Origin of the sequence: Polynucleobacter sp. KF022, from assembly GCF_027924105.1 — a bacterium.
Classification (GTDB): Bacteria; Pseudomonadota; Gammaproteobacteria; order Burkholderiales; family Burkholderiaceae; genus Polynucleobacter.
In genome coordinates, this window is the sequence record NZ_AP026972.1 from 1,141,329 (window position 1) to 1,161,856 (window position 20,528).

18 protein-coding genes are annotated in these 20,528 nt (G+C 46.0%); 8 read left to right on the forward strand and 10 right to left on the reverse strand.

The window, feature by feature from the left end:
- Positions 1-3: 3 nt before the first annotated feature.
- The 4 genes from PKF022_RS05940 to PKF022_RS05955 form a co-directional block, all read right to left on the reverse strand.
- Entirely contained in the window at positions 4-1,230 is a 1,227-nt protein-coding gene (locus PKF022_RS05940; RefSeq protein ID WP_281776192.1) for a DUF3300 domain-containing protein, read from the reverse strand.
- Between the two features lie 75 nt (positions 1,231-1,305).
- Positions 1,306-1,926, reverse strand: a complete 621-nt coding sequence (locus PKF022_RS05945) for a hypothetical protein (RefSeq protein WP_281776193.1) — start codon at positions 1,924-1,926, stop codon at positions 1,306-1,308.
- Entirely contained in the window at positions 1,923-3,164 is a 1,242-nt protein-coding gene (locus tag PKF022_RS05950) for a sialidase family protein (protein ID WP_281776194.1), read from the reverse strand. Before PKF022_RS05950 ends, PKF022_RS05945 begins: the two co-directional genes overlap by 4 nt.
- Positions 3,161-4,882 carry a phospholipid carrier-dependent glycosyltransferase gene (locus tag PKF022_RS05955; RefSeq protein ID WP_281776195.1) on the reverse strand — a complete coding sequence of 574 codons (1,722 nt, stop codon included), beginning with the start codon at positions 4,880-4,882 and terminating at the stop codon, positions 3,161-3,163. The genes PKF022_RS05950 and PKF022_RS05955 overlap by 4 nt, the downstream gene beginning before the upstream one ends.
- A 181-nt stretch (positions 4,883-5,063) precedes the next feature.
- Between PKF022_RS05955 and PKF022_RS05960 the strand changes: the two genes are divergently transcribed.
- On the forward strand, positions 5,064-5,396 hold the full coding sequence (locus PKF022_RS05960) for a c-type cytochrome (protein WP_281776196.1): 333 nt from the start codon (positions 5,064-5,066) through the stop codon (positions 5,394-5,396).
- A gap of 14 nt (positions 5,397-5,410) precedes the next feature.
- The gene (locus tag PKF022_RS05965) at positions 5,411-6,685 is read left to right on the forward strand and encodes an NAD(P)/FAD-dependent oxidoreductase (protein WP_281776197.1); all 1,275 of its coding nucleotides are present in this window, start codon (positions 5,411-5,413) and stop codon (positions 6,683-6,685) included.
- Positions 6,686-6,745: 60 nt separating this feature from the next.
- Here PKF022_RS05965 and PKF022_RS05970 read toward each other — a convergent pair whose 3' ends face one another.
- Together PKF022_RS05970 and PKF022_RS05975 are read right to left on the reverse strand one after the other, a co-directional pair.
- Positions 6,746-8,083 (reverse strand): DUF3422 domain-containing protein, encoded by a 1,338-nt coding sequence (locus PKF022_RS05970; RefSeq protein ID WP_281776198.1) that lies wholly within the window; start codon positions 8,081-8,083, stop codon positions 6,746-6,748.
- Positions 8,084-8,148: 65 nt separating this feature from the next.
- Positions 8,149-9,564 (reverse strand): TAXI family TRAP transporter solute-binding subunit, encoded by a 1,416-nt coding sequence (locus PKF022_RS05975; protein WP_281776199.1) that lies wholly within the window; start codon positions 9,562-9,564, stop codon positions 8,149-8,151.
- A gap of 86 nt (positions 9,565-9,650) precedes the next feature.
- Here PKF022_RS05975 and PKF022_RS05980 point away from each other — a divergent pair, with 86 nt between their 5' ends.
- The 4 genes from PKF022_RS05980 to PKF022_RS05995 all read left to right on the forward strand — a co-directional run bounded on the left by PKF022_RS05980 (position 9,651) and on the right by PKF022_RS05995 (position 13,305).
- Positions 9,651-10,352: a pirin family protein gene (locus PKF022_RS05980; protein WP_281776200.1), complete on the forward strand. Its 702-nt coding sequence runs from the start codon at positions 9,651-9,653 to the stop codon at positions 10,350-10,352.
- Positions 10,353-10,407: 55 nt separating this feature from the next.
- Entirely contained in the window at positions 10,408-11,955 is a 1,548-nt protein-coding gene (locus PKF022_RS05985) for an altronate dehydratase family protein (protein WP_281776201.1), read from the forward strand.
- 61 nt (positions 11,956-12,016) lie between these two features.
- Positions 12,017-12,997, forward strand: coding sequence for a DnaJ C-terminal domain-containing protein (locus PKF022_RS05990; protein ID WP_281776202.1), 981 nt, complete (start codon positions 12,017-12,019; stop codon positions 12,995-12,997).
- A gap of 5 nt (positions 12,998-13,002) precedes the next feature.
- A complete protein-coding gene (locus PKF022_RS05995) occupies positions 13,003-13,305 on the forward strand; it encodes a chaperone modulator CbpM (RefSeq protein WP_215346654.1) in 303 nt (100 codons plus the stop codon).
- A gap of 20 nt (positions 13,306-13,325) precedes the next feature.
- Here PKF022_RS05995 and PKF022_RS06000 read toward each other — a convergent pair whose 3' ends face one another.
- Positions 13,326-15,254 (reverse strand): ATP-binding cassette domain-containing protein, encoded by a 1,929-nt coding sequence (locus tag PKF022_RS06000; protein ID WP_281776203.1) that lies wholly within the window; start codon positions 15,252-15,254, stop codon positions 13,326-13,328.
- Positions 15,255-15,321: 67 nt separating this feature from the next.
- Here PKF022_RS06000 and PKF022_RS06005 point away from each other — a divergent pair, with 67 nt between their 5' ends.
- Complete coding sequence (locus PKF022_RS06005; protein WP_281776204.1) at positions 15,322-15,915, forward strand: ATP-binding protein; 594 nt, start codon at positions 15,322-15,324, stop codon at positions 15,913-15,915.
- A gap of 64 nt (positions 15,916-15,979) precedes the next feature.
- On the opposite strand, the gene PKF022_RS06010 is transcribed toward PKF022_RS06005, so the two are convergent.
- The 3 genes from PKF022_RS06010 to PKF022_RS06020 all read right to left on the reverse strand — a co-directional run bounded on the left by PKF022_RS06010 (position 15,980) and on the right by PKF022_RS06020 (position 19,858).
- Positions 15,980-16,642, reverse strand: a complete 663-nt coding sequence (locus tag PKF022_RS06010) for an OmpW family outer membrane protein (RefSeq protein WP_281776205.1) — start codon at positions 16,640-16,642, stop codon at positions 15,980-15,982.
- 168 nt (positions 16,643-16,810) lie between these two features.
- Positions 16,811-18,226, reverse strand: coding sequence for an oxygen-independent coproporphyrinogen III oxidase (hemN, locus tag PKF022_RS06015; protein WP_281776206.1), 1,416 nt, complete (start codon positions 18,224-18,226; stop codon positions 16,811-16,813).
- Positions 18,227-18,244: 18 nt separating this feature from the next.
- Positions 18,245-19,858 carry an NAD(P)/FAD-dependent oxidoreductase gene (locus PKF022_RS06020; protein WP_281776207.1) on the reverse strand — a complete coding sequence of 538 codons (1,614 nt, stop codon included), beginning with the start codon at positions 19,856-19,858 and terminating at the stop codon, positions 18,245-18,247.
- Between the two features lie 121 nt (positions 19,859-19,979).
- Here PKF022_RS06020 and PKF022_RS06025 point away from each other — a divergent pair, with 121 nt between their 5' ends.
- On the forward strand, positions 19,980-20,525 hold the full coding sequence (locus PKF022_RS06025; protein WP_281776208.1) for a YaeQ family protein: 546 nt from the start codon (positions 19,980-19,982) through the stop codon (positions 20,523-20,525).
- The last annotated feature ends 3 nt before the right edge of the window (positions 20,526-20,528 follow it).

Genomic DNA, 20,528 nt, shown 5'->3' on the forward strand with positions numbered 1-20,528 from the left:
AGATTAACGTCTAAAGCCACCCATATGGCCACCGCCAAATCCACCCATATGGCCACCGCCCCCACCGCCAAATCCTCCTGGACGACTAGCGCCAAAGTTGCGTGAATGATCTTGATTGCCATCAAAGCGCGCTTGATCCCGCAGCGCGTTCTCTTGAGCTGCCTCGCGATACATATTTGGGTTCGCTCTATCCATCTGAGCATCATTACGCGCTTCTTGGTTTAGACGTGCCGCTTGATTTCTTTCTTCAGGAGTCGCGTCTCTCTGAAAAGCGTTATTGACGCGCTGACCATCGGCTCTAGCCGCTGCCCTCTCCCCTGGAGTTGCATTATTTTTCCAATCGTTTAGCAAACGTTGCTGGTTGGCAATATTTGCCGGTCCGATAATTGGTCGAGAAGGTACGCGCCCGGATGGATTGATGGTCGTAGAGTTAATCGTGCCGTTATTCCAATTGGGGTAAGTCCAAAAATCATTGCCGATCATAAAACCCAAACCAAAAGTCATCAAACCCCAGGCTGGGTCATAGATGGGGTATGGCGGATAGTCTGGATAAGGCCATGGCCCATAAACCACTGTGGGGTTATAGCTTGGGATATAAACCACTTTTGTATTGGCTGGGCTAATCAAAACATTGCCATCTGCATCAGTAGTGACAGTAATTTGCTGATTAGATTTCAGGGTGCCAGCCTTTACAGCCATTTTTCTGAGGGCTTGCACTGCCTTCATGGTGTCTGCGGCTTGAAGCTTATAAGCATTCCCCAGATTCTGGGTCCACTGTAATTTTCTGCCCATCATGTTGAATGCTTTTGGAAACGACATGAGAGATTTCACGCTGTCGTTCCAAGATTGCGCCTTCAGTGCATTTTGTAGGTCATCACCCTTTAGCTCAGCATTGTCGGTTCGCCAGTTATAGGCTTCTGCTACTTCTAGTGGATAGGTTGAGGCCAGGAGCATCAGCGAGAGCAATGAATCGGGGTATAGCGCTATGGTTGAGACCAATGACTGCAATTGCTCTGAAGAAATGGTTTGTGGGCCAGCGTTATAGCTTGTATCTTGAGCATAGCCTTGACTCTGCTCATAAGACTGAGGGTAATAGGATCCACTGGATTGATATGGGCCGGGGTTCATCACACACCCGTTGAGAAGGGACCCACAAGCAATTGTTAATATGGCGAGGAATCTTGCTGATTTACCCAATACGGGAATACTTTGTTGACTTGTCTGTTTCATATCTGCCTCAGCATTGACCTCAATAAATAGATCGCTTTACTCATCTCAAATCACTACTTTGCGTTTCAATGATTATTAACCCGGTCTAAATAAATATCCAGAGCGGGCTTTATCGCGGCGCATTCTATAAAGCATTCCAATAAAGGCAACTAGCGCCCAAATAGCTAAGAACGGATCAAGCAAATAATCCCAAAGGTTGGTGGACTCATGCCAATGAGCCGCCCAAGCAATGATGGCTATCGCAATAATCCACACGCCCTTGGTGCAATTGGCCAAAGCACAAACCACCGCAAATACAAGCACTGCTAATAAGAATGCCATTGATCCATAGCCCCATGCGTAGGGGTCAAGCATTCCTAAACCTAGCGCAAATGGATAAAAACCAATTGCGATGATGGCAATCGCGAATTTAAAGGCGATGGGTGTTGGTTTGCTTGAAGGCAGCAAAGAACTCCATAGCAGTAAAGTTAAAACGATACTCAGATCACCAGTAACGCCACGAACGTAGGCCACTAGAGGTAATTCCATACCTAGACCTAGCGGCCAGAACACTACATTGCCGATTAATAGAACCAAGAAAAGCTTTACGGCGAATGGAAAAGGATTTGGGGAGAATTTTTGCAATGCCCAAATACAAATAACTGAGGTTGTGATGGATAGCTCAATCAAAGCCAAGATTTGCATTAATGAATTCATTGCTGAACCTCCTGGCCTTTAGTTTCTAGATCCTGTGACTCAATCTTGCTGAAAGCATGCTTTAACCAAGCAGCAGAAAAATAACGATGGCGAATTTTTTTACGATCCCAGGTATAAACCAAATGGGCGTCGTCGCCATTAACGGTAATTAAGTATGGATAGGAAAATTCTTTTCGCTGCGCATCCGCTAAGGACTCGTCGTCCTCCAGCACCTCAATGACTTGCCACTGCCCTGACTGTGGGTTGCTCATCATCAAAACCAATCGATGGCGACCAGTTTCAATATTATTTAAAGCCAGGATACGAGCGCCACTCTTCAGAGCTACTCCAGCAACCGCAGAATTTGGATTGGCGATTGCTAAATCCTCAGACCATTGCCAGGTTTGGCCAGCATTTTGCGTCTTACTCACTGGTATTTGCTTTGGCAGGCCTGCGCTGCGAGCTTGTCGAAAATAGGCGCTAGCATCTTGAGCGTCGCTCACAAACACCAGCGGCTGAATTGCACTGCGACCAGAGCTCATACGACGCTTATCAATCACCTGACCGGCATCGATTCTTAAAAACTCCCCAAAGCGCCCTATCCACTCGTGATAAGCAGGTACACCCAACAATCCATCAGTGAATGAGATGCTCGGGGATTTCACAAGCGTACTTAAGTTCAATAAGGGTGAGCTAATCAGGCGCTGTGGATTACTCCATGTCAATCCCTCGTCATCAGATGTGATTGCCGAGATAGAGCTACCAGCCCACCCGCCAATCGAAACCGTCACGAAGAACAATTGGAGACGTCCATCCGCCAATCTACTCGGCACAGGATTGCCGAGTTTGGCGATATAGCGTGATAGACCCTTCTCCGCACTGATGCGATCCATTACAACCGTAGGCGCACTCCAATTGGCAGAATGCGAGTCGTATACCGAGCTATAAATCGAAACATCTGCAGCGCCTTCACGACTACCTGCAAACCAAAATGCCCGAACCGCGCCATCCTTCAAGGCAATCAGGGATGCTGCATGCACCGATGGAGCACCAGTGTCTGGTAACCAGTTAGATTGGGGCGTTGGGATAACAACCTTAGGCAGAGCTTTATTTTTACTTACTACAGGCTCATCCACCTGATCTTCCACTGGAGAAACAGAGGGCAGTGCAAAAGGTGTCCATACAGGTCGACTATCAATATGCAGAAAGCCCAAGACAGCGGCAAGCAACAAAAAACAGAGTGCAACAATCCGACTCATCTACAAACATCCTTCAAATTTGATACATCTGGCATAGCAGCTGGAGTGGCAATTAAATACTCATTTACAAACAGATGTTTACCAATATTTCCAGCCAACATCTCTGCAATCTCTTCGTTAGAGTGGCGCGCCCTCATCTCCATTCGCTTCCCAACAATCTGACAGGATTCACATAGCGTAGGCGCAATACCAAGAGGCGACTGTACCGCAACCAGAGGATAAGCGGCGGATAGGCCTGAAACATCTCCAGCATCTTTGGCTAAGTAGCCATGCAATTTAGCGCCTGGCAAGAGCAGACGGTACTCTTCGTCCTTGGCGCGGTAATCACAAGGAATCCAAACATCCTTGCCTTGTAACTGGGCGATGGTCTCAGTGGAATAGCGCCCTAGACGCCCCTCTAAGGGAGCAAGACTACTGGTCAACGCGCAATAGACTAGAAAACAGGCGGCCAATGCCAGTGTTTTAGTTTGGCTACATTTAAACAAACCAACCAATATTGCCAGCAAACTCGCTGCCATCAAAATCCAATGGGAATAGGAGTAAGTCCACTGACCTGCATCACCCATGAAATTGGAAAACTGCAGATTGCCACCAATCCAGAGCAAAAGTGATATCACCAGCAATTGCAAGAGCAAGGCAATCCGAAATCCCCACAAGGGCAACTTATCCCAATACAAAGCAATCAATGCAGCGAATGCTGGCATCACAGGCAGGAGATAGCGACCTGAGCGCTGACTAGGCAAACTAAACACAATCAAGAATGCCACAACCAATAACAACAAGAGAACTTCTTCCAGACTGAGAAAACGACGCGTACGCCAGCATTGCATCAAAGTAGATATCAGAACAAAGCTGAATAAACCAGCATTTGCAATAGTAGTCAGTAATAGCAACCAGATGCTGTCGCCACCACGAAGTAAATCCATGATGTAGCTCGATTGACGGGCAGCAAACTTGCCTGCGTTTTCTCCAAGGACAAACTCCTTCCAGATCGCCTCAGGGTATGAGTCCAGGGCAAACCATAAGGCGAATACTCCCAAGGCAAGTACAGCCATGAGGATTAACTTATAGAGATCTCGTATTAATACTTGAGGAATACTCCACTGCCGCCAACGCCAGTAGTAAAGACCCATGGCAAATGAAGCAGGAACAATATACGCAAACGACTTTGCAAATAATGCCAAACCAAAACACACCCCCGCCATCAGCGGAAAAAAGAATCTCGATTCAAAAGTGCTCTTACCCCAATATAAGATTGCCAAAAATGGGAGCGATATCCAAAATACTTCAGGCGGGTCAGCTAGGAATGGGCGGCCATAGCGATACGTCGCAAAAAAAGAGAGCCAAACGATTGAGGCCAATAATCCCGTTTGTGTTTTGCCACTAAACCGACGCACTGCCAAAAACAGGAAGAAAGCAGTTAAGCCGGTATATAAAACGCTAGGCCAACGCAAATTAGCTAAAGTCCAATCAGATGCCCAATAGGTACTGACAATCCCCTGCCAAAAAATGAGTGGGGGCTTAGTATTTTTAATGCCGTCCATTTCAGACTGCAGCGGTAACCAATGGCCCGCATCAGCTGTCATCCGCACAATATGCATGTAGGGATATTCGTCACCATTTTTAGGGGCAAAACGACTATCTAAGCCGTAAAGATAGGTAAATACACCTAAAAGCAGGATTAATACGGCAGAACGGTATGAAAATGAGGCACGCATAGCTATAGTTTATAGGGCTTATAGGAAAGCCCTATAAAACTGCTGATGCCTGTATTTTTGAATGAGCTTATGAAAAACGAATCTGATGTGAATATCCATTTACAAGAGTTTCTTGATTAAGATACCTACAAACGAATTTGCAATTTATTACTTAGAAATAATCCGAACGGAGAACTACTATATGCGAGCAAGGTATTTAAAACCCGCAATCCTAGCATCTATTTATATTGGCATTAGCCATTGGAGTGGCGCTGCCCTTGCGCAGAATGCCGATGCCAGCAATCTATATAAACGTGGCCTTGCAGCCACCTGCGCCAATTGCCATGGAACCGATGGCAAGGGTGTCGTTGACGGCGGAATGCCGCTAATTAACAACCTCACTAGCGAACAAATTCTGACTCAAATGAAAGCATTTAAGTCTGGCACACGTGAAGGTACCATCATGCCGCAGTTAGCTAAAGGCTATACCGACGAGCAACTCGAAACCATCGCCAATCAACTTGGCAAGAAATAATAAGGAAGCCCATCATGGATCGTAGACACTTTATTGGCCAAGGCGCAGCAGCAATTGGCTTATTGGCTGGCTTCTCTGGACAAGCGCGTGCTAATTTACAAAAAGCAGAAATTCTGGTGATTGGTGGCGGATATGGCGGTGCTACTGCCGCTAAATATCTTCGCCTGTTTTCTAACAACACAGCTAAGGTCACATTAATTGAGCCTAATACCTCTTTCATTTCTTGCCCAATGTCCAACCTAGTGATTGGTGGTTCACGCACTCTGGCTGAAATCACCTCACCATATGACACACTCAGCAAGCGTCATGGCATCAAGATTATTCAAGATAGCGTGAGCAGCATTGATCCAGATAAGAAAATCGTAAAACTGGCTTCTGGTAAGACATTACGCTACGACAAAGCTGTGGTATCTCCAGGTGTATCACTCAACTTCAAAAGTATTGAAGGCCTTGCTCAAGCGAATAAAGATGGTGTCACTCTGCAAGCTTGGAAAGCCGGTCCAGAAACAGTCGCACTTCATAAGCAAATTGCAGCAATGCGTGAAGGCGGTACTTTTGCTATTAGCATTCCAGAAGCCCCGTATCGCTGCCCTCCTGGACCGTACGAGCGCGCTTGCCAAGTTGCCAACTACCTTAAGCAGAACAACCCTCGAGGCAAGGTGCTCATTTTGGATGCTAACCAAGACGTTACCTCTAAGGGCGCCTTGTTCAAAAAAGTTTGGGCTGAGCAGTACGCTGGAATCATTGAGTACCGACCAAAGAGCAATGTGGTTGGCGTAGATGCCAAAACCAGAACACTCAAACTCGAAGTTGAGGATGATGTGAAGGCGGATGTACTTAATGTCTTGCCACAAATGGCCGCTGGTGAAATCGCCATCAAAACTGGCTTAGCAAACTCTAATGGTCGCTGGGCTAATGTGAACTTCCTCAATTTTGAATCTACTGCGCGTAAAGATATTCACGTCTTAGGCGACGCTATTCAGATTGCGCCACTCATGCCAAAGTCTGGTCATATGGCGAACCAACATGCCAAAGTAGCTGCTGCAGCGATCGTGGCAGAACTCAGTGGTTGGGAAGTGAACCCTGCGCCAGTGTTAACCAATACTTGCTACAGCTTTGTGAATTCCAAGGAAGTGGTTCACGTTGCCAGCGTCCACCAATACAACGCAGCTGAGAAGACCTTTAAAACAGTCCCAGGGTCTGGAGGTCTTTCTCCGGCACCTTCAACATTAGAAGGCGTTTATGCTTGGGGTTGGGCGCACAATATCTGGGCTGATAGCTTAGGTTAATAACCTTTGCAGTCAATAAAAAAGAGACCTTCGGGTCTCTTTTTTATTTCGTCAGCGCATTTAAACTTTCAGCCTACGCCGTCTACGCCGACTAATAATTAAGAATGTAATAGCGATGATAGGAGCAGCTATAGCGGCAACAATCTCAGGATGAATAGCAAGACCTACTTCTTTTCCACCCTTCATGATGTAAACCAATAAACCGACAGCATAGTAAGTCAACACCAGCACCGACAAGCTCTCCACTGTTTCCTGAAGTCTGAGCTGCAGTCTAGCGCGCTGATCCATACTAGCCAGTAATTTTTGTGTCTGCTGCTCATTAACAAACTCAATACGAGTTCTCAGAGTTTGGGTTGTTCTAGAAATACGGTCCGACAATTCGCGCAAACGTCTTTGAGTCCAAATGCAAGTACCCATTGCAGGTTGGAAACGTCGATCCATAAACTCAGATAATGTTTGCACCCCAGGAATGGATGCCTCATTTAGCTCAAGTAAATTTTTTGAGAGTAATTGGCTATAAGCCTCAGCAGCAGTAAAGCGCAGCCCATATCCCGAGATCCATTGCTCAATGCGGGAAGCCAGTCGGGAGAGCTCCTCTAGAAATAAGCCATCTTTTTCGGTATTAACGCCAGACTCAGCCTGTAGCTGAGAGATTTTTTCAGATAAAGCGGCTAACTCGGACTCCGCCTCTCTTAGTGGTAGAGAAAGACTTTTAGCCACAGGGAATGAAACCATGGCAACCATGCGATAGGTTTCAGCCTCTGCTAAACCTCTGGCTATACGACCTAATTGTCTTGAACCTAATACATCATGCGGAATAAAGAAGGAAATAAAGCCGTCCTGCTCTAGCTGCAAGTCAGTCCATAACTGCGCTTTTTTGCTCGACAGAATGTAACTACCCAGTACAGTGTTACCGCTAAAGATTTCAGAAACTTCTAGCGCCTCAGCAAATAAAGGGCGATGTTCAAAAACCAAATCTAAGGCAGAAATTCGTTGGCCACCAGACTCAGAAATAGTCGGACATCCCAAATTTTTAAAGAGTAAATCGAGATCCCGCTCAATTTCTAATCTTGACTTGAGCAAGGGCCCCTTAACCTTAGTCTGATTATGAACAATCACTGCAATGGTCGCGAATTCACCATGCAACTCCCACTTTACCAATACTCTTTCGGGCTCTGGCGCTAAATGGAGCGTCATAAAAGAGTGGTCATCACGACTGGGAGTGCATCCCAAGGCGCTACTGAGTTTTTGTACCCATGCTATCTGCTGTTGACGAGAAGTGGCATCCAATAAGAAGGATTGAGAAATCACCCTCTCATTTGGCCACAATGGAATGGGAGGTCGCGCATGAACCTCTTCATGCAATAACGCTCTGGAGGGGTGATCGTATGGTCTCATAGTTTATGTAATTTTTTATTTCTATAGATCATATACCCAAGCTATATCGAAACATACCTATGAGCCTAAATAGGATCGTTATTGCCACCTAAATCCTCGTAACCATAGGGATGTTCGCCCCTATTCAAGCAATTGCGCACGTAATCAATGCTGGTACGCAAGGTGTAGTAGTCGCTTGACATACGTTTCGAGATTTTGATTCTGAGTGCCTGGTACTCAAGTAAGTTCAGTCTTTGCAGATATTCATCGCGCTGCTCATCATTAAAACCATCAAGCAACTCTTGCTCCAAGGCTTTGAGGGCACCATATAAACGATGAATCTTGTTTTGCATCCGCTTCGTACGATATCCAGGCAGCGATTGCAGGATCGGGTACGCAAGAGCACAAAATGGCAACAGAATAAAGACTAGTCGATTAATCAGTTCAGCCAACCAAAACGGCACGTAGGTCGACAACAATGGGTAATGATTATTTTCGTAATGTACTGCTATAGGACTATCGGGCAATATCGAATCCTTGAACGAAGGAAATTCTCCGCGCTCTGAGAAAAATGAGCCACGACCATTAATTTCTCTAGCAGCCTCCAGAAAGAGGAATTGAATCGCTGGATGCATCCGATCATCTACCAATAGATTAGTAGTGGTAGCAAGTAACTTCATATCCTGCGGGGGGAAATTACGTTCTAGATTAAAAGATCCCTGAGGTACGTCCAAAATATGAAGATAGGGAATGAGTTTGACATAGGCCTCAGCGCGCTTAAAGGTGACAATATGCACAGATGGGTCATTAAGTAGCGCCTGTACATTTGGAGCTTCAAAAGCATCAACGATAAAAGCACCGTCAATTTTTCCTGCTTGTAGAGCCTTAACTGCTTCTCCTCCAGGTAAATACACGAACTGTGGGAGGTGCTCAAATCCTGATATTTTCAAAATCTTAGAAGCTTGTGCGTAAGTGCCACTACCCTTCACGCCAATAGATAGAGTCTTAGACGAGAAATATTTGAAATTTCCTCTGTGCGCCTCTAGATCGCTATTCTTCACTTCTGGGCCACGATAAAAAAACCATACTGGATCGTAGGCGATTGCTCCTAGTGATTGGACTCCCTTAACTTCTTTAGCATGAGCCACCCCTGCTTGCACAAAGGCAGCCTGAACAGGATCATTGCGATCCGCTAAGCGTTCAATATTTTCTTGCGCCCCTAAGGTCGGCACAAGCTCCAGAGTGACGCCCTTCTTTGCAAAATATTCTTGGTACTTTTTGCCTAAGGCCTCATAGGATCCGCCGGCAGATCCTGTAGCCAATTGAACATGATTGGGCGGCGGAGGATCAGCATACAACCAGATACCCATCAATATTGCTAGTAAGAGAAGTAATAGTGGCCAAGCCTCTTGTAAGAATTGGGTGAAGTCACTCCACTTCTCCTGAGCGCTCTCAGAAAGACCTAAAAATGTTTCCCTAATGTCTTGTTTAAAACTTCCCATGCGCTACCGATCAGCAAAATTCATTAAAGCTAATGATAATGTCCTTATACAGATTCTTTCAATTTGCTTTTGGATACCCTAAAACCATGATAAATCTCAGAAAATCCCAAGATCGTGGCTATGCAGACCACGGCTGGCTTAAAAGCTTTCACTCCTTTTCATTCGCTGGCTACCATGACCCTCGCTTTATGGGCTGGGGAAACTTGCGCGTGATTAATGAGGATCGTGTTGCAGCCGGAATGGGCTTTGGTAAACACGGCCATCGCAATATGGAAATTATTAGTTATGTTCTTTCGGGAGAATTGGCGCATCAGGACAGCATGGGCAATATTGAGTCCATACCTCCAGGTGATGTTCAGCGCATGAGTGCTGGCAGCGGAGTAACCCATAGCGAATTCAATCACGCCAAAGATCAAACTACCCATTTTTTGCAAATCTGGATAGAACCCAATGTTTCTGAGATTGAGCCTAGCTATGAACAAAAAACAATTCCAGCAATTGAAAAAGAGGGCAAGCTTCGCATCATCGCCTCCCCCACCGGAAATGATGGCGCCGTGAAACTTCATGCAGATGCCACCATCTATGCGGGACTTTTCAATGGCCCTCAATCAGCAACACTCAAACTAGATCCCAAGAGAAAATCTTACGCTCATCTCATCCGCGGAATGCTCACCATTAATGGTCAAAAATTAGTCGGTGGCGATGCCCTGTTTATTGAGAATGAATCTTCCCTGGTAATCAGTGATGGTGTTGATGCAGAAGTGCTGATATTTGACTTGAGTCATTAAATATCTGACTACTTCGTCATACGATCAGCTCATCCTATTGAAAAGCTTATAGATCATGATTGAAACCTCTGGAAAGAAACTGGCTGGCCCCATTATTCGCCTACATCCCAATGACAATATTGTCGTTGCGCGAGTAGATATTGGCATTGGTACCGAGGTACCTAGCGAGAACTTCACAAGCCGCAGCCAAGTGCCAGCAGGTTACAAAATCGCCTCTCAGAAAATACTGAAGGGTGAACCCATTCTCAAGTACAACGTCACCGTAGGATTTGCTAATACCGATATTGAAGCCGGTACTATGGTTCATAGCCACAACACTGAGTTTCGTGAGTTTGATCGTGACTATGCTTACGCCAGCGAATACAAGCCTACAACTCTCTTGCCCGAATCTGAACGCGCTACTTTTCAAGGCTATGTCAGACCCAATGGCAAAGTAGGAACGCGCAATTTCATCGGCATTCTTTCTACCGTTAATTGCTCAGCAACAGTTGTGAACAAAATTGCAGATTGGTTTACACCAGAGCGCCTCAAAGAGTTTCCCAACGTAGATGGTGTGGTGGCTTTTAGTCATGATATTGGCTGCGGCATGGAGATGAGTGGCGAGCCTATGGAACTTCTACGCCGCACGATGGCCGGGTATGCACGGCACCCTAACCTAGCTGCGGCACTCATCGTAGGTCTTGGCTGTGAACGCAATCAACTGAAAGGCTTGATGGAGCAAGAAGACCTTACTGAGAATGCTAACTTGCACACTTTTATCATGCAAGAAACAGGCGGCACTCGCAAAACGATCGAAGCCGGCATTGAAGCAGTAAAAGCATTACTACCTGAGGCAAATAAAGCCAAGCGTGAGACTGTATCCGCAAGTCATTTATGCGTTGGTCTGCAATGTGGCGGCTCGGATGGCTTTTCTTCCATCACAGCTAACCCAGCTTTAGGTGCTGCGATTGATATTTTGTCCCGTCATGGTGGCACTGGAATTCTTTCGGAGACGCCAGAAATTTATGGCGTTGAACATACCCTCACCCGCCGTGCAGTTAGCAAAGCTGTAGGCGAAAAACTGATTCAACGAATTCGCTGGTGGAAAGATGAGTACTCTGTTGGTAGAGACGTACAAATTAATGGACAAGTAAGTCCAGGCAACCAAATTGGCGGTTTAGCCAATATCTTTGAAAAATCACTAGGCTCATCTATGAAGGGCGGTACCGGTCCGCTGATGGAAGTCTATAAGTATGCTGAACCAGTCAAAGCTAAAGGCTTCGTATTTATGGATACCCCTGGATTTGACCCAGTTTCTGCGACTGGGCAAATTGCTGGCGGCGCTAACCTGATTGCCTTCACTACAGGTCGCGGGTCTATGTTTGGCTCTAAGCCTGCACCCTGCATCAAATTAGCCACCAATACCCCGATGTATCAGCGCCTCACCGAGGATATGGATATCAACTGCGGGGAGATTTTGGACGGCACCGTCTCCGTCCAGGAAATGGGGCGACGGATATTTGAGTTATTCCTCAGGACCGCCTCAGGTGAACCCTCTAAGAGTGAGCTTCTTGGCCTGGGCGACTATGAATTTGTTCCCTGGCAAATTGGGGTAATGAGCTAAGAGAACTGTAGAATAAATCCTATTAGCTCAACCCAGATAGAAACGACACTGAAACAAGCTTATGAAATTTAGGGATTACTACGAAACTCTTGGCGTTGCTCGCAGCGCTACCGAAGCTGAAATCAAATCAGCTTATCGCAAACTAGCGCGCAAATATCATCCAGACGTCAACAAAGAAGCTGGAGCTGAAGAACAGTTCAAACAAATCGGTGAAGCCTACGCCGTTTTAAAGGACACCGAAAAACGTGCGGCCTATGATCGCTTTGGCGAGAATTGGAAAAACGGTCAAGACTTCACACCCCCTCCTAATTGGAATGAAGGTTTTGAATATTCTGATGCTGGCTTTGGTGGCGGTCATCCTGGCTATGGTGGCGGCTTCGAGGGTGATCAAAGTGAATTCTTTGAATCTCTTTTTGGTAGAGGTAAGCATCGCCAAGGTGGACGCAGTAGCAACAGTCGTCAGGGCATGAACTTTAAAGGGCAAGATCATCACGCCAAAATTTTGATTGATCTCGCAGACGCATACAACGGCGCTAAGCGCACCATTGCATTGCATATGCCTACACAAGATGCGAGTGGTCATGTCAGCACCCAAGAGCGCAAGCTAGACGTCAGCATCCCTAAAGGTATCAAGGCCGGACAAAACCTACGTCTTTCCGGCCAAGGCGGCCCTGGCATGGGCGAAGGACCTGCTGGCGATCTCTATTTGGAAATCGACTTTCATCCAAACGCTATCTACCGCGTAGAAGGTAAGGATGTATTTATTGATATTCCACTGGCCCCATGGGAAGCTGCTTTAGGTACGACAGTCAATGTGCCTACACCAGCAGGCAGCACTCTGGAATTAAAAATCCCAGCAGGAACAGTAGCAGGTCGCAAGATGCGCCTCAAAGGCAAAGGCATCCCTAGCTCTGAGCCGGGTGATTTATATGTGGTTCCTAGCATTGCCCTGCCACCAGCACAAACCGATGCTCAGAAAGAGGCCTACCAAAACTTTGAGAAGGCTTTTGATTTCAACCCCAGATCTCACTTGAAGGGATGATGGATATGACGCAAACAAATATCACTTGGATTGAAGGTGAAGTAGTTGAGAACGAAGTTCACATGACGATTGTTGAGCTCTCACACGCATCGCGCACACCAGAAGATCTCATCATGACCTGGGTTTCTGAAGGTGTACTAAGTCCAGCAGGATCCTCACCTGAAGATTGGCGCTTCAGCGGTGACTCATTGAGAAGGGCCAAAACTGCAGCGCATCTCACACACGATCTAGAGTTGAATGTGCCTGGTGTCGCCCTGGCGCTCGACCTGCTTGATGAAATTGCTCAACTGCGCGCGCGTTTAAAGTAAGACTCTAAGCTAGTGATAGCCTAGGATTCGGAGCGACTTAAAAGTTGCTCCCAACGCTGCAGCTTCTGATCTAAATCAGCAGTAATTTCACTCAAACGAGCTTGCATGCTGGCTGCCAGCTCAGGTTCGTTCTTATATAAATCTGGATTGCTCATAGCAATACCAATATCTGCCTGCTCTGTTTCCAATTCTTCAATTTGCAAAGGTAATGCCTCTAACTCTTGACGCTCTTTGCCATTGAGTTTTTGAACGCCGCTTTTTGGCGCTGGCTTAGTGTCTACTTTAGGCTCTGCCCTGGCCTCTACTTTGCTCTCTACCTTCTCTGTTGACTTAGAGTTTGTATTAGATGCGCGGATCTTGTCTGAACGGGCTTTTTGAATCTTCCAGTCCTCGTAACCACCTTCATATTCGCGCCAGAAGCCATCGCCCTCATTCGCAATAATGCTCGTCACTACGTTATCCAAGAAATAACGATCATGGCTAACTAAGAAGACAGTACCTTTGTAATCTTGTAAGAGTTGCTCAAGTAAATCTAAGGTATCAATATCTAAGTCGTTGGTTGGCTCGTCTAGAACCAATACATTAGCTGGTCTAGCAAACAAGCGGGCCAGCAATAGACGGTTACGCTCACCACCAGATAAGGTGCTTACTGGTGAATTGGTTCTCTCTGGCGCAAATAAGAAATCACTCAAGTAACTCTTGACGTGCTTTTTATTGCCATTGATTTCAATCCACTCGCTACCTGGACTGATGTAATCCTCTAGTGAAGCATTGAGATCTAAGCCTTCACGCATTTGATCAAAATAGGCAACTTCAATTCGGGTTCCCATGGTTGCAGTACCCGAGTCAGGTGCAATGGTTCCTAGAATCAATTTAAGTAAAGTAGTCTTACCAGCGCCATTGGGGCCTAACAAGCCAACCTTATCGCCACGCAAAATAGTTGCCGTGAAATCTTTCACGATTGGACGATCGTAAGTTTTGCTGACATTTTGTAGGTCAGCCACAATTTTGCCACTACGATCACCAGCAGATACCGCCAACTTCACCTGCCCCATAGCATCTCGACGCTCAGCACGACTGGTGCGCAACTTTTCAAGGCGAGCAATACGGGCTACGCTTCGAGTACGGCGCGCCTCCACCCCTTTGCGGATCCAAACCTCTTCTTGAGCCAGTAATTTATCTGCCCGAGCATTTGCTAAAGTCTCCGCATTGAGCTCTTGTTCTTTTAAAACCTCATATTGAGTGAAGTTTCCGGGATAGCTTCGCAGAATACCGCGATCAAGCTCAACAATTTGTGTGCAGACGTTGTCTAAGAAGGCGCGATCATGGGTAATCAAAATGACAGAGCCTTGATATTCCTTAAGCAACTCCTCCAACCATGCTATTGAATCTAAATCCAAATGGTTGGTTGGCTCATCTAATAAGAGTACGTCAGGCATCTCTACTAAAGCACGTGCTAAGGCTACCCGCTTCTTCGTGCCGCCGGAAAGTGTATTGATTTTGAGCTCAGCTTCTAGATGAAGACGATCTAAAGTTTCATGAACGCGCTGCTCCCAATTCCAACCACTCAGTGCTTCCAATTGAGACTGCACTTCATCTAACCGGTGATGAGATGCATCATCCCATTCGCCAACGCTCAGTGCCTCATACTCTTCTCGCAGGGCTTTTGCTTGCGCCACGCCTTTGGATACCGCATCAAACACCGTTTCTTCAGCCTCAAAAATAGGTTCCTGAGGAACATATGCAATGCGTAGACCCTGTTGATACTGCAGGAGTCCATCATCCATTTTTTCGATACCGGCCAAGATCTTCAACAAAGAAGATTTGCCAGTGCCATTTCGGCCAATTAAGCCAACACGCTCCCCTGATTCCAGAGAAAAAGCCGTGTTTGCGAGGAGGTCAACGTGGCCAAAAGCCAGTTTTGCATCAGTGAGTACGATTAAAGCCATGGCGACATTATCGTCACTTCCCCAAAACACGAGATATTTCCCCCGATTTCTGCGAGACTAGCTCCATATGGTCTGCAAATTAACCCCTTCCGCGCCCCGTCTCATCCTATTCGCTGGTCATGCGGGGACTGGCAAATCTACTTTGGCCAAAAAAGCGTTGCCTTTGATTATTGAAAAGACTGGGGAGGATTTCTTCTTTCTAGACAAAGACACAGCATACGGCGCCTTTAGCGCCCAGGTCATGAAGCTCACTACTCAAAACCCAAATGATCGTGATAGCCCCTACTACCTTGCAAACTTACGAGATTGGGAATACCAAGGACTCATTGATATTGCTAGAGAGAACTTAATACTGGGTGTCAATGTCATCTTAGTTGGGCCGTTTTCAAAAGAGATTCAGAGCGGCAGAATGTTTGATGCAGTTGCGCTTGGTGTGCCGCCACAAACCACCATTCAAATTGCCTGGATTGATTTGGATGAGGCTGAAGCCAAACAACGAATGAAGAAGCGCGCCGATCCTCGGGACGAATGGAAAATAGCCCACTGGGATCAATATGCCAAGCGCAGAACAGAGCCACCTACCCACTCTTTATTACATCGATTCAATAATCGATTCTTTGATGAAACTGCTTTTGAGAAGCTTATTCAAGATTTAATTTAAGAATCATTCGATAAAAAAATAGGGCCCCTGAAGGGCCCTATCTCAAGATCTAAGAACTGAATCCTTAAAACTTGTAAGTCACACCAATAGCTGGCATTAATGGATTCAAAGTCAATTTACCGAGGTCTTGACCTGGCGCAACATTTTGACCAGTAACAGTAGTACTCATTGTGGCGTATTTCAAATCAACGTTTACACCCCAATTTTTGTCAATCATATAATCTGCGCCGATTTGACCGACAAATCCAACGCTATTTTGACTAACTGTAAGAGCATTATTCACGCCACCAAGCGAGAAATTATTACGATTTCCGAAAATAGTGTAGTTGATACCTGCACCAATGTAAGGCTTAAAAGCACCTAAGTCAGTGAAGTGATATTGCAGTAAGAGCGATGGTGGCAACGCATTAACCGTACCTGTAGGGCCTGATGTCAAATTGGAATTAATATTCACAGGCTGGGGATAGCTCAACACTAATTCTGTTGCAATATTTTTAGTGAAGAAATAAGAAACATCAAATTCAGGAAGCCATTGATTTGAAGCATTAATGTTATTGGTTTGTACGCCTGCAGCTGTAGAAGAACCGTTTGCCTGACCATTTTGCCAGTCTACATATACTGCGCGCACACGCAACATCCAAGGATTTTCTTCCGCTTGAGCTTGAGCCGCGATTGGGGCTAAAGATGCAACTGCAGCCATGGCTGCTACGAGTGACTTAATACGCATGATGGTTTCCCTTTTTGTTATCAATTTCGATGAAACTATTTTCAAATTGATACCCATACGGGAATTTGATGTAAATCAAATGGAAAGTACTTGAGAATTTTTTGAGTGCTTAAAAGCAACACTGTTTTAGAGCTTATTTGATCTAGATCAAATGACTAGTGAATTACCCTATAAAACCTTGGAGTAAGTACCTTTTGCTTGAGACTCTCTGAGATGTCGATCAAAGGTCATGGCAACTCGGCGCGCTAAGAGGCGACCCTTCGTGGGTACTAAGATTGTTTCACCCTGCCAATCTAAAAGGCCTGCATCTCGAAGGTGTTTTAACTCTTCAATCTCAGCTTTAAAGTAAGCCTGGAAATCAATCTGATGTGATTGAGCAAAAGACTTTGTATCTAATTCGAATTGACACATCAATTCGCCGATCAACTCTCGACGTAACAGATCGTCCTGATCAAGACGCAAACCTCTCAGTACTGGCAAGTGTCCTTGATCTAGCGCCTCGTAATACTCATCCAAGGTTCGCACATTCTGGGAGTAACAATCATCTACCTTGCCAATAGAAGAAATACCAAAGGCCAGTAGATCGCACTCAGCTTGTGTCGAATAACCTTGGAAATTTCGATGGAGTTTGCCCTCTGTTTGAGCAATCGCTAATTCGTCATCGGGTTTAGAAAAATGGTCCATCCCAATAAAGACATAGCCAGCCTCACCGAGGCGCTCGATCGTATTGGAAAGAATATCCAACTTATCAGCGGCGGGCGGTAAATCTGCTTCAGCTATCCGGCGTTGTGGCTTAAAGATATGTGGCAGATGGGCATAGTTATAGACCGATAGACGATCAGGATTCATTGCTAATACTGCATCTACAGTTTCTTTAAAGGTGGCTGGCGTTTGCTTTGGAAGCCCATAGATTAAATCAACGCTTCTTGATTTAAACCCATACTTTCGGGACCAGTCCATGACTGCCTGGGTCTCTTCAATCGTTTGCACGCGATGGACTGCCTCTTGCACAGTGAGATTGAAATCCTGCACACCCAAACTGATGCGATTAAAGCCCAACTCCGCCAAGAGTGCGATATCTTTTTCAGTAACGCGTCTAGGATCGATCTCAATGGAATATTCACCGCCAGGCAATAAATCAAAATGCTCACGGGTGTGATGCATGAGCTCGATCATCTCTTCGTGAGATAAGAAGGTAGGTGTGCCGCCACCCCAATGTAATTGCGTAATGGAAATCTTCTTATGTATACCCATCGCCTTAGTGACCATCGCCATTTCCTTAGCGAGGTACTTAATATATTTGGCGCTACGCCCATGATCTTTGGTGATGATTTTGTTGCAGCCACAGTAGTAACAAATATTGGGGCAGAACGGTAAATGGAAATAAAGTGAAAGGGGCTCATCCACTTTAGCCACTCGCTCTAGAGCCGCCAAATAATCTGCTTCAGAAAAATCATTATGAAAACGATCGGCACTGGGATAAGACGTATAGCGTGGACCATTGATATCAAACTTTTTCAGCAGCTCAGGATGAAATAAGACATCTTTTTCTTGTGCTGTTGATGAATTTGCTACAGAGGTCATAGAAGGCTTATGTGAAAGTTACTTTGCTAAATAGTCTAGCGCTACTGCTTCTGCTACTTTAATCCCATCGACACCTGCAGACAAGATTCCTCCCGCATAACCTGCGCCCTCGCCTGCTGGATAAAGCCCCTTGACGTTGAGACTTTGATAGTTGGTGCCGCGTGTAATTCTCAATGGCGAGGATGTGCGCGTCTCAACCCCAGTTAAGACGGCATCTTTCATGGAGAAGCCTTTAATTTGCTTCTCAAATGCTGGTATTGCTTCTCGAATGGCCTCGATAGCATAGGCGGGTAAGCTGTCAGCAAGATCCGTTAGGTGAACACCTGGCTTATATGAAGGCAAAACACTACCGAATTCAGTAGAAGGCTTACCCTCTAAAAAATCACCTATGAGCTGACCCGGCGCCTCATAAGTGCCGCCGCCTAATTCAAATGCTTTGGACTCGATCGCCCTCTGAAACTCAATACCCGCAAGCGGACCACCCGGATAATCTTCTGGAGTAATGCCCACCACGATGCCAGCATTGGCATTACGTTCATTGCGCGAGTATTGACTCATACCATTCGTAACAACTCGGTTGGGCTCTGATGTCGCAGCCACGACAGTGCCACCAGGGCACATGCAAAAGCTATAGACCGAGCGGCCATTTTTAGCGTGATGCACTAACTTGTAATCCGCGGCACCAATGAGCTCATTACCTGCATGTGGACCGAGACGCGCTCGATCAATCAGCGACTGGGGATGTTCAATACGAAATCCTACCGAAAATGGTTTGGCTTCCATATAGACCCCAGCATGGTGCAGCGCTTCAAAGGTGTCCCTTGCGCTATGCCCTAAAGCCAAGATGACATGGCTAGCGGGTAAGTCTGGCTGCCCTTCTATTTTGACTCCAGTGATTTGCTCATTCTGAATATCAAAGCCAACCACCTTTTGAGTAAACCGTATCTCACCGCCTAGCTCAATGATTTCTTGGCGCATCTTTTCCACCACACCAACCAAGCGGAAGGTGCCGATGTGCGGCTTGGCTACATAGGTAATTTCTTCTGGTGCCCCAGCTTTCACAAACTCATGAATGACTTTGCGTCCGTAAAACTTGGGGTCTTTGATTTGGCTATACAACTTGCCGTCTGAAAACGTACCCGCTCCACCCTCGCCAAACTGAACATTCGATTCTGGATTAAGTGTATTTTTACGCCATAAGCCCCAAGTATCTTGAGTGCGTTCACGCACTTTCTTACCGCGCTCCAAAACAATTGGCTTAAAGCCCATTTGTGCCAACACCAAGGCAGCAAAAATTCCGCAAGGGCCAAAACCAATAACGACTGGACGTAGTACTTTTCCAGATTGGATAGAGTCAGGTGCTTTTGCTACAAAGTGGTAGCTTGTGTCTGGCGATGGCCTAATATGAATATCGCCCGCGAATTTCTTCAGCAGATCATCTTCATTCTTGACCGATAAATCTACGGTGTAGATAAAAGATAAGGCAACGTTTTTTCGGGCATCGTAACTTCGCTTGAAAACCTCAAAGCCCATTAAATCTTTGGCGTTTAAACCCAAGCGTTTCAGAATCGCCTGCAACACAGCTTCTGGAGCATGGTCAATAGGTAGACGCAATTCAGTAATACGGATCATGGAGTTTTACGATACACAGTGATTTAAGGCCTTTTTAGCCCCCGAAGAAGCCATAAGCCAAATAATACTGGTTATAGGCTCACTCAGGCCAGGAGATCGCACATAAAGGCGATAATGCTTTATGGCTCTACGCGCAACTATCCACAAAGCCGACCTTCATGTCGCAGATTCTGACCGTCATTACTACGGCAGTCACTCCTTAACCATTGCCAAGCACCCCTCAGAGACTGAGCAGCGAATGATGATCCGGATCATCGCTTTTGCATTGCAGGCTCACGAAGACTTGGTATTCACAAAAGGTCTTAGCGATACCGATGAACCTGACCTCTGGATTAAAGACCTGACCGATGCCATTCAGTTGTGGATTGAGATTGGCCAGCCAGACGAGCGGCGCATTTTGAAGGCTTGTGGTCGCTCAGATCAGGTGATTGTGTATTGCTATGGCGGACACACAAGCAAAATCTGGTGGGATGGTATTGCCAATAAACTAACTCGCGCACGCAATTTACAAGTGATTTCGATTCCAGCTGAACAGGCTGAAGATTTAAATAAATTGGTTGAGCGTAGTATGGTCATTCACGTCAATATTCAAGATGGTGAGGCTTATGTTTCTTCTGACCAAGGGCAAGTCACCATTACCCCCGAAGTTTGGCGTAGCAATCAATAGGCC

Excerpts from the sequence above, each read along its gene's own strand:
- PKF022_RS06020 (WP_281776207.1), bottom strand. The coding sequence starts at position 19,858 with ATGATCCGTATTACTGAATTGCGTCTACCTATTGACCATGCTCCAGAA.
- PKF022_RS06005 (WP_281776204.1), top strand. The coding sequence starts at position 15,322 with ATGGTCTGCAAATTAACCCCTTCCGCGCCCCGTCTCATCCTATTCGCT.
- PKF022_RS05975 (WP_281776199.1), bottom strand. The coding sequence starts at position 9,564 with ATGGGAAGTTTTAAACAAGACATTAGGGAAACATTTTTAGGTCTTTCT.
- PKF022_RS05950 (WP_281776194.1), bottom strand. The coding sequence starts at position 3,164 with ATGAGTCGGATTGTTGCACTCTGTTTTTTGTTGCTTGCCGCTGTCTTG.
- PKF022_RS05955 (WP_281776195.1), bottom strand. The coding sequence starts at position 4,882 with ATGCGTGCCTCATTTTCATACCGTTCTGCCGTATTAATCCTGCTTTTA.
- PKF022_RS05985 (WP_281776201.1), top strand. The coding sequence starts at position 10,408 with ATGATTGAAACCTCTGGAAAGAAACTGGCTGGCCCCATTATTCGCCTA.
- PKF022_RS06025 (WP_281776208.1), top strand. The coding sequence starts at position 19,980 with ATGGCTCTACGCGCAACTATCCACAAAGCCGACCTTCATGTCGCAGAT.
- hemN (WP_281776206.1), bottom strand. The coding sequence starts at position 18,226 with ATGACCTCTGTAGCAAATTCATCAACAGCACAAGAAAAAGATGTCTTA.
- PKF022_RS05965 (WP_281776197.1), top strand. The coding sequence starts at position 5,411 with ATGGATCGTAGACACTTTATTGGCCAAGGCGCAGCAGCAATTGGCTTA.
- PKF022_RS05990 (WP_281776202.1), top strand. The coding sequence starts at position 12,017 with ATGAAATTTAGGGATTACTACGAAACTCTTGGCGTTGCTCGCAGCGCT.
- PKF022_RS05945 (WP_281776193.1), bottom strand. The coding sequence starts at position 1,926 with ATGAATTCATTAATGCAAATCTTGGCTTTGATTGAGCTATCCATCACA.
- PKF022_RS06010 (WP_281776205.1), bottom strand. The coding sequence starts at position 16,642 with ATGCGTATTAAGTCACTCGTAGCAGCCATGGCTGCAGTTGCATCTTTA.
- PKF022_RS05940 (WP_281776192.1), bottom strand. The coding sequence starts at position 1,230 with ATGAAACAGACAAGTCAACAAAGTATTCCCGTATTGGGTAAATCAGCA.
- PKF022_RS05980 (WP_281776200.1), top strand. The coding sequence starts at position 9,651 with ATGATAAATCTCAGAAAATCCCAAGATCGTGGCTATGCAGACCACGGC.
- PKF022_RS05970 (WP_281776198.1), bottom strand. The coding sequence starts at position 8,083 with ATGAGACCATACGATCACCCCTCCAGAGCGTTATTGCATGAAGAGGTT.
- PKF022_RS05960 (WP_281776196.1), top strand. The coding sequence starts at position 5,064 with ATGCGAGCAAGGTATTTAAAACCCGCAATCCTAGCATCTATTTATATT.
- PKF022_RS05995 (WP_215346654.1), top strand. The coding sequence starts at position 13,003 with ATGACGCAAACAAATATCACTTGGATTGAAGGTGAAGTAGTTGAGAAC.
- PKF022_RS06000 (WP_281776203.1), bottom strand. The coding sequence starts at position 15,254 with ATGGCTTTAATCGTACTCACTGATGCAAAACTGGCTTTTGGCCACGTT.